The sequence below is a fragment of the Sphingomonas crusticola genome (assembly GCF_003391115.1).
GTDB classification, from domain to species: domain Bacteria; phylum Pseudomonadota; class Alphaproteobacteria; order Sphingomonadales; family Sphingomonadaceae; genus Sphingomonas_I; species Sphingomonas_I crusticola.
Map to the genome: position 1 here is coordinate 80580 of NZ_QTJP01000001.1, position 12460 is coordinate 93039.

The window sequence follows — 12460 nt, forward strand, 5'->3', positions numbered from 1 at the left end:
TCATGAGCGAGGGTGGGCCCGAACAATCGATGGAAGACGTACTCGCTTCGATCAAGCGCATCATCAGCGCTGACGTCGATGCGGCGCGCCGCTTTCCGGTGGCGCCACCCGCGGCGCCCGTGCCTGATGAAGGCGTCCTTGAACTTGGTGAGGCACCCGAATCGGGTTCGCTCATCTCGGGAAAGACCGCCGAGGCAAGCAAAGCCGCGCTCGCGGCGCTGGCAGGTGTGATGATCGATCCGCGCGCCGGCGATAACACGCTCGACGGGCTGGTTCGTGAGATGCTGCGGCCAATGCTCAAGCAATGGCTTGAGGCCAACCTGCCCGAGTTGGTCGAGCGCGTCGTCACACGCGAAGTGGCGCGCGCAATCGGGCGCTGATCATCGCCGAAAAGCTTGATCGATCTGCCTCCCACCGCCAAGATCAAGCGCGGGAGAAGCCATTGACGCACCGATATTTATTCGCCGCTTTGGGCATGCTGGCGTTGGCATCGGGCGGGCAGGCCGCAACGTCGTGCCGGGTGAGCGCGATCGTTACCTTACCGGTTACCATGTCCGGTCTGCGTCCGTTGGTCCGCGCCCAGATCAATGGCAAGGACGCGACCTTCATCGCCGACAGCGGCGCCTGGTTCAGCATGATTTCGCCAGGCAGCGCGGCCGAATATGGGCTGTCGCTAGAACATCTCCCGCCAGGCTTCCGCATGACCGGGGTCGGCGGATCGATCACGCCCATGCTGACCACGGTGAAAACCTTCACCTTTGCGGGCGTTCCCGTCCCCCGCGTGCAATTCCTGGTCGGCGGCAGCGAAGTCGGTTCGGTTGGCCTGTTGGGCCAGAATGTGCTCGCGCTGGCCGATGCCGAATTCGATCTTGCCCGCGGCGCGATCCGGCTGATGCGCAGCGATGGCTGCAGCAGCAAGGCGAACCTCGCTTATTGGCTGGCACCGGGCGAGGCTTATTCGATGCTCGACACCGAACGCATGAGCAGCGAACGTCCGCACATCGTGGCGTCCATCTCGGTCAACGGCGTCAAGCTTCGTGCCTTGTTCGACACGGGGGCGTCCACTTCGTTCGTTTCGCTCAAGGCGGCGGCGCGGATCGGGCTCAAGCCCGGCAATCCGGACGTGAAGCCTGCCGGCGCATCGAGCGGGCTCGGCCGCGCGATGGTGCCGACCTGGATCGGCCCGGTCGCCAGCATCAAGATCGGCGATGAGGAAATACGCAACACGCGGCTGCGCTTCGGGGGGGATTTCACGGACGCCGATATGCTGGTCGGGGCGGACTTCTTCCTGTCGCACCGCGTTTATTGGTCCGACAAGCTCCACAAATTATTCTTCACCTTCAACGGAGGTCATGTCTTCGATCTTCGCTATCTGCGAGATCGCGATGGCGACGATGCGCGGGAGCCCGCCAAGGTGCCACCGCCGGCGGCCGCCGACGAGCTGCCGACCGACGCCGCCGGCTTCAGCCGGCGCGGCGGCGCGCGAGCGGCACGTGGCGACTTTGCCGGTGGGCTGGCCGATCTCGACCAGGCGGTGAAATTGGCGCCGGACAATGTGGATTACCTCTGGCAGCGCGCGCAACTGCACCTGCAGATGCGCCAGCCGCTGCAGGCGGTGGATGACGCGGCGCGGGTGCTGAAGCTCAAGCCGGACCATGTCGACGCCTTGCTGATGCGCGCCGGCGTCCGCCGCAGCCTGGATCGCGATGCTGACGTCCGCTCCGATATCGATGCCGCCGCCGCAGCAGCGTCCAAGTCATCCGACCGGCGCCTGGCCATCGCCGGATCCTATAGCGGGCTGGGTGAATATCAGCGGGCCGCCGAGCAATATAGTTTGTGGCTGGCGGCGCATCCGGACGACAACAAGAAGGTCGTCGCGCTCAATGGCCGGTGCTGGGCGAATGCGATGGCGGGCAAGGATTTCGATCGTGCGCTGAAGGATTGCAATGCCGCGCTGGCGATCCGCCCGCATACGGCGAGCTTTCTGGACAGCCGCGGTATGGTGCGCGTGCGGATGGGGGATTATGCCCGGGCTATCGTTGATTATGATGAAGCGCTTGCTGCGAGCCCCAACGCCGCCTGGTCGCATTACGGCCGTGGTATCGCGCGGATCCGGCTAGGCCAGAAGCAAGAAGGCGAGGCCGATCTCGCGAGGGCCAAAGCGCTGGACGCGACATTGCCGGCGGAGGCTGCGAAGCTGGGCCTGGTACCTTAGGGCCACCCTTTGTGTCCGTCCAAATGCTTGCTAGTCGGGGCATTATGAAAAAATTATCCATGCTGGCGCCCGCCGCCGCGCTTGCCGTCGCGCTTGCCGCACCGTCGTCGGCGCGCCCTTTCACCCCACAGGACCTGGTGTCGTTGTCGCGCGTGGGCGCGCCTGCGGTATCGCCCGATGGCCGCTGGGTCGTGTGGGATCAGCGGGAGACGGATCTTGCCGCCAATCGCGGCCGTCATGATCTCTGGCGGCTCGATCTCCGGGCGAAGGGCGCCATGCCCGAGAAGTTCGCTTCGACCGCTGCGGAGGAGAGCGATCCCGCCTTCGGGCCCGACGGCGCGCTCTATTTCCTATCCAACCGCCAGGGCGACGTAAGCGCGGTTTGGCGCGCGGCAATGACGGGCGGACCGGCAACGCAGGTGACCGGCAATTACGACCTGTCGGGCTTCAAGCTTTCGCCGAAGGGCGATGCCATTCTCGTCTGGGCTGACCGCCCGGTCGGCGCCGCGAATCTCGACGCGAAACAGCCCGACAAGTCCAAGGATGCCGGCAGCGGCCGCACTTACGACCAATTGTTCGTACGCCATTGGGACAGTTGGTCCGACACCCAGCGCTCTCAATTGTTCGTGATCCCGCTCGTCGGCGGTAAAGCCGCAGGGGCCGGCCACGCCATCGAGGGCGCGCTGGTGGGCGACACGCCGTCCAAGCCGATGGGCGGTGGCGAGGAGCTGGCATGGAGCCCCGATGGCAGGACTATCTACTTCGCGTTGCGTGAATCAGGCCGCATCGAACCGCTCTCCACCAACCTCGACATTTTCGCCGCGCCCGCGAACGGCTCGGCGCCCCCGGTCAATCTCACCGCCGATAACAAGGGGACCGATACGGCACCCGCAGTCTCGCCCGACGGACGGTGGCTCGCCTGGACGGCGATGAAGCGCGCCGGTTACGAAGCGGACCGTGCGGTGCTGTGGGTGCGCGATCTGCGTTCTGGCGAGGTCCGTGCACTGACCGAAAAATGGGACCGCTCGGTCGGTTCGGTCAAATGGGCGCCGGATTCAGCCAGCCTCTACGTCACCGCCGAGGACACGCTCGACGTTGCCGCCTTCCGTGTCGACCTCGCCAATGGTCAGGTCCATCGCCTGACCGGCGCGGGCCATGTCGCCGCGCTGGATGTGCTGTCCAGGGGCGGGATCGTCTATGCGCGCGACAGCCTGACCGCGCCCGCCGACCTCTATTGGTGGGCGCCCAACGGCAGGGAGACGCGGCTCACCAACGTCAATGCCGCCCGCCTCGCCGGGGTCGACCTGCCGAGCATGACGCGCTTCAACTTCAAGGGCGCCGACGGCGACACCGTCTGGGGCTGGGCGCTCCGCCCGGCACAGCTTGCCCCCGGCGCGAAGGCGCCGGTTGCCTTTCTCGTCCATGGCGGGCCGCAAGGCACGTTCAACGACAGCTGGTCCTATCGCTGGAACCCGATGGCGTGGGCCGGCCACGGCTATGCGGTCGTGTCCGTCGATTTCCATGGCTCGACCGGCTATGGCCAGGCCTTTACCGACGGGATCAACCAGAGCTGGGGCGGCCGCCCGCTGACTGATCTCAAGGCCGGACTCAAAGCTGCCACCGAACGTTTCGACTTCCTCGCAGGCGACAATGTCTGCGCCGCGGGCGGCTCCTATGGCGGCTATATGATGAACTGGATCGAGGGCAATTGGCCCGATCGTTTCAAGTGCATCGTCCAGCATGACGGCGTGTTCGATGCGCGCGCCATGGCCTATGAGACCGAAGAGCTATGGTTCGACGAATGGGAGCATGGCGGCAAGGCCTATTACGAAGATCCGCAAGCGTTCGAGAAATGGAACCCGGTAAACGACGTTACGAAGTGGAAGACACCGCAACTCGTGATCACCAGCGAGAAGGATTTTCGCATCCCCTACACGCAGGGGCTCGCTGCCTTCACCGCCCTCCAGCGGCGCAATATACCGTCGAAGTTACTGGTCTTCCCCGACGAGAATCATTGGGTGCTCAAGCCGAAGAACAGCCTGCAATGGTATGCCAATGTGTTCGGCTGGATGGACCAGTGGACCGGTAATCCCGGACGCTAAACTCATCGCAGAACGTGCAGCCAGTCTGCAGTCGCGAGCCGATCGCGGTCAGGGCTTGTTCGCGTCGCAGGCGTTGATCGTGGTTGCCGGCGCATCGGGACGCTGATCGACGGTATAGCGGATGGTGCGGCAGCCATTGGCCATGGTCTGGCGGGAAGGGACGGCATATCCGCTCCACGGGCCTGCCTGCCACCTCTGATCCTGCCCGGTCAGCAGGGCACGATGGATCGCGTCCTTGACCTCCGACGACGCAAGCGGATTGAAGCTGCCAGCCTCATTACCTGGGGGTCGTGCAGGCATAGCCGCGCGCACCATGTCCTCGGCCGTTGTTACGGGAGGCTTTTCCGCAGGCCGGCTGCAGGCGGCAAGAAGAAGGGCCGCAATGACCGGAAGCCGCCGCATAATCTTTCTCCTCACATTCGCCTGCCGGGACTCCATCGCCTATGCCGGCGCCCCCAACAAGCTCGGCGACGGCAGAACTTCCGCCGCGCCGGAATGCCGCGTGACGGCATAAGTAAAGCCGGGCAGCAGCGCGAACGCGCCGATCCGGCCGTCCGCGCCCAGGGCGAGGAAACCGACCTGCATGCCCTTGATCGCCTCGCCGCGCAGACGGGCGATATGCTCGACCGCTTCGCGGCACGCCGCCTGCGGCGAGAGCCCCGCGCGCATCGATGCCACCACCCGCGCCGTGCCCGCGATGCGCGTTACCTCTTCACCGACGCCGGTCGAGGCCGCGGCGCCCACGCCCTTCTCGAGGAATAATCCGCAACCTGCCTGGGGACTGTCGCCGACGCGTCCACGCATCTTGAATGCCATGCCCGACGTGGTGCACGCCGCCGCCAGATGCCCATCGCGCCCGCGCGCCATGATGCCGATCGTGTCGTGGTTGAGCCTGGAGCCGGGCGGGCCAGGCAGGTGGTTCTCCACATTGGCGATCGGCCGATAGTCGGCGGTCTTCAGCCAGTCGCGCCACGCTTTCTCCGCCTCGGGCGTGAGCAGGTTGGCGCGCGGCATGCCGTTGTCGAGTGCGAACCGGGTCGCGCCTTCGCCCACAAGCAAGGTGTGCGGGGTCTTTTCCATGACGAGCCGGGCGACCGAGATGGCGTGGACGACATTCTCTAGCGCGGCGACCGCGCCCACGCGGCCATCCTGGTCCATGATGATCGCGTCGAGCGTGACATGCCCGTCGCGATCGGGATAGCCGCTATAGCCGACCGAATGGTTGTCGGGATCGGCCTCGGGCACTTTGGCCCCGGCCTCGACCGCATCGAGCGCGCTGCCGCCGGCGCGGAAAGCGGCGAGCGCGGCTTCGTTCGCTGCCTTGCCGAAATCCCAGGTCGAAAGCACTGCGACCGGATCGCTCGCTGCCGCGCTTGCCCGGCCGGCTGCCGCCAAAGCCAATGCCGTCGCGCCCAACCCGATCGCGCCGCGCCGCGTCGTTCCCCCGCTCATCCCGTCGTCTCCCTTGCACGTGAAGTGGAATTGCGTTCGATTGCCGCACATAGCCGCCGGACGGTGCCCGCATCGGTGACGCGCCGCGCTCCCATCGCAAAACCCAGCCGCAATGCAGCCTCATCGGGCGGCGCGTCGGCGACGCTCGCCGAGCTATGCACTTCCAGCACTCCAGTCTGCGTCAGCAACAGGGCGACATTATCGGGCGTCACGCCGGATCCGGCGATGATCGACAGCCGCCCCTTCGCCGCGCTCACCATTCGCGCCAGCGTCGCGGCACCCTCTATCGCGGTGGTGGCGCCGCCCGAGCTCAATATCTTGTCATAGCCGAGCGCGCAGGCGGACTCGACGGCGGCAACAGGGTCAGGCGTCAGGTCGATGGCTCGATGCAGCACTATCTGCGCGTCGCCCGCCGCGTCGCGGAAGGCCCCGAGCGCGGCCTGATTGAGCGTGCCGTCCGCAAGCAGCGCTCCTACCACCACGCCCGTCGCACCTTCCGCTAGCGCCGACCCGATCTCGTCTATCATCAGCGCGACGTCACCGTCCTTGAGTAGGAATCCGCCCGAGCGCGGCCGGATCATTGCGTGGATCGGGAGCCCGCTTGCCACCGCGCACCGAAGTAATGCGGGCGGGGGTGTCAGCCCGCCAAGCTCCAGCGCTGAACAAAGCTCGATCCGGTCCGCGCCGCCGGCGACCGCCGCTTCAACGCCAGCGGCATCGTCCACGCAGATTTCGAGCAATACGGCCACGCCCTACCTTATGGTGCACCGCACAAGGTGCCAAGCGCTCGATCTGCAGTTCTTCAGAATGGGGCAGGAATAGCGCGCCGCAACCGCAGAAGTACGATCCGCCGCCCGCCCAGCACCATGCTCGCAGTCCACCGATCCGCCAGGAAAAGCGTCATTGCCTCGACCGCTATCCCCCGGCGCGGTGCAAGCTCGGCGGGTTTGAGCAGCATGGGAAATGCCCGATCGGCCGGGCCGGCATATCTGATTGCCTCCATCGGCAGGTCGGCAAGCGCCTGCTGTCCGTCGGTGATGATCTTGAGACCGGGCAAGGGCAGTAAGGCGGGGTGGCTGCGTTCGAACTCCAGCATTTGCGGGCCGTACTGGTCGTCCACGGAGATTGGGAAGGGCAGGCTCTTGCCCGCCTTGGCCTCCTGCTGCGCGCGCGCTAGCAGGCGCACCGCCTTCAACACCGAGGCTGTCTCGGCCGGATCGGGCGCGAAGAAGTTCCATCGCGGCGCCTCGCAAGCGGTCTTGCCGCGGTCATTTCCGATCCAGCGATAAGCAATACTCGTCGCCAGCCTGTCCGGCAGCGCCGGGGCAAGCCGGCGGCCACCCAGCCGCTGCGCTGGCTGCAACGCGATTTGGGCGACGATCCGCTCGCAGAAACCCTTCTGACGGCTGGGCGCTGCCTTCAGATAGAGCGTGATCGGCGTGATCTCGGTTGGTCCGGGCGGTGGTGGCGGAACCATCCCCTCCGTGCCGACCAGTGCCTCCACGGCGGACGGGTGGCCTGTCGCCAATAGTGCGTCGGCCAATGCCGGGGCTGCCATCATCCGCGCCTGATCGGGGGTCAATGCTGGCGCGTCGGGCCGAAGCGCGAGCGCCGCGATGCTGAGCGCCATGATCAAAAACATCCCAATCTACCCCACAGATGATGAGCTCAACCGAGCTTGGCGCCTGGCGCGCGCAATCACAACCAGCGGGCGTCGGGCCCTGCAACGCGTGAACCTAGCCTGTCGGCGATCCTCACCCGCGGTTCAACGCTGCGGCGGCACATTCGCGGGCATGGCGGGGGCCATGGAGAAGAAATATGATAAACTTGTACAAACAGACCGCCCGTGCGCTTGCCGCCTCGATCGTGATCCTCGCCGCGGGCAGCCCGGCACTGGCCCAGCCGCGACCCTGGGACGCTGGCGACGATCGTGCCGACACGCGTGAGCTTGTTGGCATGGGTGTGCCGCTGCTTCGCCCCGCTTTGCGCGACACGCCGCGCGGCCGCGCCTTCGTCATGCGCAATTTCGACGTCAACGACGATGGTCGGATCAATCCCCGTGAAGCCGAGGCGGCCAACCGCGCCTTTGGCGAGATGGCGCGCTCCGGCCGCGGCGGGGATTGGTCGCGCGACCGGGTGGTCGTCCGCACCGAAAGCAACGGCTGGGATCACCGCGCGATGCGCAATTACCGCTTCCGCCAAACTCCGCTCGGCGCGACCATGACGCTGCAGGAAGACGTCCTCTTCCGCACCGATAGTGCCGCGCTGCGTCCCGGCGCGATCGACAAGCTGCGGCCGCTCGCGGGCTATCTGCGCGCCAATGGCGGCGTCCGCGTCGCCATCATCGGTCACACTGACGCGCGCGGCAGCGATGCGCACAACCAGCAATTGTCCGAGCGGCGCGCCGAAAGCGTCCGTGCCGCGTTCGACCAGATGGGCGTCGTCCGCGCGCGCTTCCGCGTCGAAGGCCATGGCGAGCATGAGCCGGTCGCCAGCAACGCCACGCCGCAGGGCATGCGCCTCAATCGCCGGGTCGAGGTTACCTTGCTCGGCCAGCGTGCCGATCGCTTCGATCGCGACAATTGAATGCAAGGGGGCGGTCGCGAGGCCGCCCCCACATGCTTGAATATCCCGCGGGAACCGGCAATGCGGCGAACAGGCATTCACCGCATGGAAGGCGGCTTCATGACCGACCCGATCGACGCCAAGATCGACAGCCTCGGCGACTGGCGCGGCGCGCTGCTCACCCGCATCCGCATGCTTATCCGGCAGGCCGATGCCGACGTCATCGAGGAGATCAAATGGCGCAAGCCCACCAATCCGCTCGGCGTGCTCGCCTGGTCGCACGGCGGCATTCTCTGCACCGGCGAAAGCTATAAGGACAAGGTCAAGCTCACCTTCATGAAGGGCGGTGCCTTGCCCGACCCGCATGGCCTGTTCAACGCCAGCCTCGACGGGGTCCGCCGCGCGATCGACCTTAAGGAAAGTGACGCCTTGAACGAGGCGGCGCTCACGTCGCTGATCCGCGCAGCCGTCGCACTGAACCTGGCTCAGAAGCGCAGCTGAGGCCAGCGCGGCTTGCCGCTTCGGCGCGGCCGCGCTAAGCAATCCCTGTCGGAAAAGGCAGACTTGGTCTGGTGAGCCCAAGTCCTTTCGGTAACGAAAGCTCTGGTCTTTGGCCTCGTGCCTGGGATCCCCACGACGAGCATCGGGCGCTGCCACGCGCCTCATGGTCGTCCGTCGGGTCTCCATCGCGAGGAACGCTCCGGTCGATCGCTATCGACCCTGGAGTCTTGCCATGCCTTCCCCCGATCCCATTCTCCACGACGTCATCATCGCCGGCGCCGGCCCGGTTGGGCTGTTGCTCGCCTGCGAGCTGCGGCTGGCCGGCATCGCCGTGCTCGTCCTCGAGGCCGCCGACGATCCGCACTCGCCGCTGAAGGCGCTGCCTTTCGGCCTGCGCGGCCTGTCATTGCCGACGGTGGAGGCGTTGGATCGCCGCGGATTGCTCGACGACGTGGCCGCGGCACAGCGCGCCAACGATGAAGCCGGCGCGACCCAGGCCTCGGCCCACTGGCTGCAGCAGAAGCGGCGGCCCGCAGGCCATTTTGCCGGCATCCAGTTCTTCCACGACGATGTCGACGCCGCTCGCTGGACTTACCGCCTGGCGAGCCCGGCCGGGGCCACGCTGGCCGTCGACATGCAGGCGCTTGAAACCATTCTCGCCGCCCGTGCCGCCGCGCTCGGGGCGGAGATCCGGCGCGGCGTCGGCGTCGAAGCGCTTGTCCCCGCAAACGACCGCGTGATCCTTCAGGCCGGCGGGGGCACTTTCCATGCGCGCTGGCTGATTGGCTGCGATGGCGGCCGCAGCATCGTGCGCAAGGCGGGGGACTTCGCATTCACCGGCACCGATCCAGAATTCACCGGCTATTCGATCCTCGCCGATCTGGCCGATCCCGACGCGCTCCCGCCGGGGCGCAGCTACACGCCGACCGGCATGTACACCTATGCGAAGCCCGGCACGATCGCGCTGGTGGACTTCGATGGCGGCGCCTTCCACCGCACTTGGCCGATCACGCAAGAGCATGTTCAGGCGGTGTTGCGCCGCGTATCCGGCACCGCCGTCACGCTCACTGCGCTCCGCCTCGCCGCCACCTGGACCGACCGTGCCCGCCAAGCGACTGCCTATCGGCGCGGGCGCGTGCTGCTCGCCGGCGATGCCGCCCATATCCATTCGCCGCTGGGCGGGCAGGGGCTCAACCTCGGCCTTGGCGATGCCATCAACCTCGGCTGGAAGCTGGCGGCGACGATCCGCGGCGATGCGCCGGCCGGATTGCTGAACAGTTATTGTAAGGAGCGCCATGCGGAGGGCGCCCGCATCCTCGATTGGTCGCGTGCTCAGGTCGCGCTGATGCGGCCGAGCCCGGGCAGCCGTGCGCTTGCCGCCATCATCGGCGATCTCGTCGCGACGCGCGACGGCGCGACCTATTTCGCAGAAAGGATGTGGGGCGTGTCGCTGCGCTACGATCTCGGCGGCAGCCATTCGCTCGTCGGTCGCAGTTGCCCCGACTTCCGCTTGACCGACGGCCGCAGGACCGGCGTGCTGCTGCGCGCCGGCAGGGGCCTGTTGCTGGACTTTGCCGCGCAGACACCGCTGCGCGCCGTCGCCCAAGGCTGGCAGGGGCGGATCGACTATGTCGCGGGCGATGCGGAGAACGGGCTCGGCCTGCGCGCCCTACTCCTCCGGCCCGATGGCTTCGTCGCCTGGGCCAGCGAGGGCGACGGGGACCTTACCGGCGCGCACGCGGCCGCGTCGCGCTGGTTCGGCAGACCGCGATGAAGCCGCGCCACGCCCATATTGGCTTGGCCCCGGCCTTGCTGCATCATTGGCTGATGTCATGGGCCAAGAACCTGCGCTGCATCGCCCCCTTGGCAGTGTTGATGCTCGCTGCGTGCGATCCCGGCATCGGCCTCGGCTGGCGGAGCGAGGTGCAGGGTCGCGTCGATCCCGATTGCATCATGTCCGCGCTCGGGACGGTCACGCGGTCCGTGCAGTCGCACGATTATACCCGCCCCCGATCTTTGTTTCGCGCGGAGACCATGGTGCGTCAGATATCCTATGATCTGCCCTCGAACGATACGCGCTGGGAGCGTACCGGCGGCTATCGCATCGACATCGCGCCTTCGACCGACGGCCGCACCGAAATCTATCACGGCTGGGGCAAGCTCGGGACGGAGATACCGCCGGATGAGAAGGCCTATGTCCTGCGCGTCATGACCAAAGCGAATGCCGCGATTGCGGATCAATGCGGCATATCGTTGGGCGCCCGTGAGCCGAAGCAAAAGTGGGGGTAGGGGGCATGCCGCAACCAGCCCGCAACCGACGGTGGTGACCGCATGAATGAGGATCAGGCCCGCGCGCTCGCGACCGAGCTGTACCGCGGCATCCTCAAGCGCGAGCCCGACGCAGGCGGGCTGGACGCCTATACGCAGGCGCTCGCCGCCGATGGCTCGCCCGAGCGCATCGCTCGGCTGATGCAGGAATTCAGCCAGTCGGCCGAAGCCCAGACCATTGCCGCCAGGTTGCGCGGCATTACCGTCGCGGATCGGCCGAGCCCGATCGGCCCGATCGAACATATCATCAGCCTCGGCACCGATTGCTATGCCAGCTTCCTGCTCAAGCTGACGGGATGGAAGCGGGCATCCTATCCGTTCGACTGGCTGTTATCGTCGCCGCCGATGGTGGTGGAGATGCTGCGCGACGATTTCGCCGGCTTTCTCGATCCCGCGCAGCATCGGTCGATCCCGATGCATTTGCGGCGCACACCCCACGAGCGTTGCGCCGACCATCTCGATTATCGCGCGCGCTTCGGCATCGATGCGATCTTCATGCACCGGGACGTCGCTGAGCCGGTCCATCGGGCTTATTATGAGCGGGCGGTCGCGCGCTTCCGCGCCGTCACGACCTCCGAACAGGCCAAATTGCTGTTCATGACCAACATTGCCGGCAAGCATGCCACGCACGACGATTTCGACGCTCTGTGCGAACTCGTCGCCCAACGCTATCGCAACGCCAAGCTGCTGGTCGTGAATGTGGAGCGCGCGCCCGATGACAATGTGGCGCGGATCGGCGGCAGCCTCGAACGGCAGATCGGTGTGCATGAGTTGATCCGCTACCGCGCCACATCGCCGCTTAACGGCATGACCTTCACCAACTGGATCGATGACATCAACCTGCGCGGCATGATCGGGCAATATCATATGCGGCTGGCCGACTGACGCGTCCGCCGAGCATCGTCATTCTTGCGGATCTCCCGCGCGCCGCCCCGCAATCGCCGAATAGGTAAATGCGCCGACCGCCGCAGCGGGCGCGAACAGGCCGATCACACGCCGCAGCAGATGCTCGAAGCTCAGATACTCCGGGTCGCTCGGCGGCACCTGCGGCCACCACGTCAGCCCGGTGCACGCCAGCGCAAACAGCAAGGATGCGGCGCAGGACCAGGCCAAAAAAAAGGCAATGACGTTATTCGATAGCGCCGCGACAGGCCGATCATGGCAGCCGCCGGAGCGAACGACCCAAGGAGAATCGCCAGGGCGGAGCCAAGCCAGAACGCTGCCAACCCCATCAGGTCGAACAGGCTCTCGACGATCGGGGGAGCTCCCGCCCAAAGGAAGAATGCCAGGTCCATCG

Annotated in this window: 13 protein-coding genes; 8 read left to right on the top strand and 5 right to left on the bottom strand. The window is 66.4% G+C overall.

Features of this window, described 5'->3' with window-relative positions; translation table 11 throughout:
- The first annotated feature begins 2 nt into the window (after positions 1–2).
- From DX905_RS00395 to DX905_RS00405, 3 genes are all read left to right on the top strand, one after another.
- Complete coding sequence (locus DX905_RS00395) at positions 3–380, top strand: DUF2497 domain-containing protein (RefSeq protein WP_116089562.1); 378 nt, start codon at positions 3–5, stop codon at positions 378–380.
- Between the two features lie 62 nt (positions 381–442).
- The gene (locus DX905_RS00400; RefSeq protein ID WP_162875393.1) at positions 443–2215 is read left to right on the top strand and encodes an aspartyl protease family protein; all 1773 of its coding nucleotides are present in this window, start codon (positions 443–445) and stop codon (positions 2213–2215) included.
- 44 nt (positions 2216–2259) lie between these two features.
- The gene (locus tag DX905_RS00405) at positions 2260–4317 is read left to right on the top strand and encodes a S9 family peptidase (RefSeq protein WP_116089564.1); all 2058 of its coding nucleotides are present in this window, start codon (positions 2260–2262) and stop codon (positions 4315–4317) included.
- A 48-nt stretch (positions 4318–4365) separates the two neighbouring features.
- On the opposite strand, the gene DX905_RS00410 is transcribed toward DX905_RS00405, so the two are convergent.
- The 4 genes from DX905_RS00410 to DX905_RS00425 all read right to left on the bottom strand — a co-directional run bounded on the left by DX905_RS00410 (position 4366) and on the right by DX905_RS00425 (position 7399).
- Positions 4366–4617 carry a hypothetical protein gene (locus tag DX905_RS00410; RefSeq protein WP_162875394.1) on the bottom strand — a complete coding sequence of 84 codons (252 nt, stop codon included), beginning with the start codon at positions 4615–4617 and terminating at the stop codon, positions 4366–4368.
- Between the two features lie 141 nt (positions 4618–4758).
- Entirely contained in the window at positions 4759–5769 is a 1011-nt protein-coding gene (locus DX905_RS00415; RefSeq protein ID WP_116089566.1) for a glycosylasparaginase, read from the bottom strand.
- On the bottom strand, positions 5766–6518 hold the full coding sequence (locus DX905_RS00420) for a copper homeostasis protein CutC (protein ID WP_116089567.1): 753 nt from the start codon (positions 6516–6518) through the stop codon (positions 5766–5768). The genes DX905_RS00415 and DX905_RS00420 overlap by 4 nt, the downstream gene beginning before the upstream one ends.
- A gap of 53 nt (positions 6519–6571) precedes the next feature.
- The gene (locus DX905_RS00425) at positions 6572–7399 is read right to left on the bottom strand and encodes a hypothetical protein (RefSeq protein ID WP_162875395.1); all 828 of its coding nucleotides are present in this window, start codon (positions 7397–7399) and stop codon (positions 6572–6574) included.
- Between the two features lie 188 nt (positions 7400–7587).
- Between DX905_RS00425 and DX905_RS00430 the strand changes: the two genes are divergently transcribed.
- From DX905_RS00430 to DX905_RS00450, 5 genes are all read left to right on the top strand, one after another.
- Positions 7588–8355, top strand: a complete 768-nt coding sequence (locus tag DX905_RS00430) for an OmpA family protein (protein ID WP_116089569.1) — start codon at positions 7588–7590, stop codon at positions 8353–8355.
- A 99-nt stretch (positions 8356–8454) separates the two neighbouring features.
- Entirely contained in the window at positions 8455–8835 is a 381-nt protein-coding gene (locus DX905_RS00435) for a DUF1801 domain-containing protein (RefSeq protein WP_240320664.1), read from the top strand.
- Between the two features lie 232 nt (positions 8836–9067).
- On the top strand, positions 9068–10609 hold the full coding sequence (locus DX905_RS00440; protein WP_116089571.1) for an FAD-dependent monooxygenase: 1542 nt from the start codon (positions 9068–9070) through the stop codon (positions 10607–10609).
- Positions 10606–11124: a hypothetical protein gene (locus DX905_RS00445; RefSeq protein ID WP_116089572.1), complete on the top strand. Its 519-nt coding sequence runs from the start codon at positions 10606–10608 to the stop codon at positions 11122–11124. Before DX905_RS00440 ends, DX905_RS00445 begins: the two co-directional genes overlap by 4 nt.
- Before the next feature lie 42 nt (positions 11125–11166).
- Positions 11167–12048, top strand: coding sequence for a DUF1796 family putative cysteine peptidase (locus DX905_RS00450; RefSeq protein ID WP_116089573.1), 882 nt, complete (start codon positions 11167–11169; stop codon positions 12046–12048).
- 18 nt (positions 12049–12066) lie between these two features.
- Here DX905_RS00450 and DX905_RS00455 read toward each other — a convergent pair whose 3' ends face one another.
- Positions 12067–12252, bottom strand: a complete 186-nt coding sequence (locus tag DX905_RS00455) for a hypothetical protein (RefSeq protein WP_162875396.1) — start codon at positions 12250–12252, stop codon at positions 12067–12069.
- Positions 12253–12460 lie beyond the last annotated feature (208 nt).

What these genes read in the sequence shown, in the direction of transcription:
- DX905_RS00445 (WP_116089572.1), top strand. Translation starts at nt 10,606, where the DNA reads ATGAAGCCGCGCCACGCCCATATTGGCTTGGCCCCGGCCTTGCTGCAT.
- DX905_RS00435 (WP_240320664.1), top strand. Translation starts at nt 8,455, where the DNA reads ATGACCGACCCGATCGACGCCAAGATCGACAGCCTCGGCGACTGGCGC.
- DX905_RS00395 (WP_116089562.1), top strand. Translation starts at nt 3, where the DNA reads ATGAGCGAGGGTGGGCCCGAACAATCGATGGAAGACGTACTCGCTTCG.
- DX905_RS00430 (WP_116089569.1), top strand. Translation starts at nt 7,588, where the DNA reads ATGATAAACTTGTACAAACAGACCGCCCGTGCGCTTGCCGCCTCGATC.
- DX905_RS00425 (WP_162875395.1), bottom strand. Translation starts at nt 7,399, where the DNA reads ATGGCGCTCAGCATCGCGGCGCTCGCGCTTCGGCCCGACGCGCCAGCA.
- DX905_RS00440 (WP_116089571.1), top strand. Translation starts at nt 9,068, where the DNA reads ATGCCTTCCCCCGATCCCATTCTCCACGACGTCATCATCGCCGGCGCC.
- DX905_RS00450 (WP_116089573.1), top strand. Translation starts at nt 11,167, where the DNA reads ATGAATGAGGATCAGGCCCGCGCGCTCGCGACCGAGCTGTACCGCGGC.
- DX905_RS00410 (WP_162875394.1), bottom strand. Translation starts at nt 4,617, where the DNA reads ATGCCTGCACGACCCCCAGGTAATGAGGCTGGCAGCTTCAATCCGCTT.
- DX905_RS00405 (WP_116089564.1), top strand. Translation starts at nt 2,260, where the DNA reads ATGAAAAAATTATCCATGCTGGCGCCCGCCGCCGCGCTTGCCGTCGCG.
- DX905_RS00415 (WP_116089566.1), bottom strand. Translation starts at nt 5,769, where the DNA reads ATGAGCGGGGGAACGACGCGGCGCGGCGCGATCGGGTTGGGCGCGACG.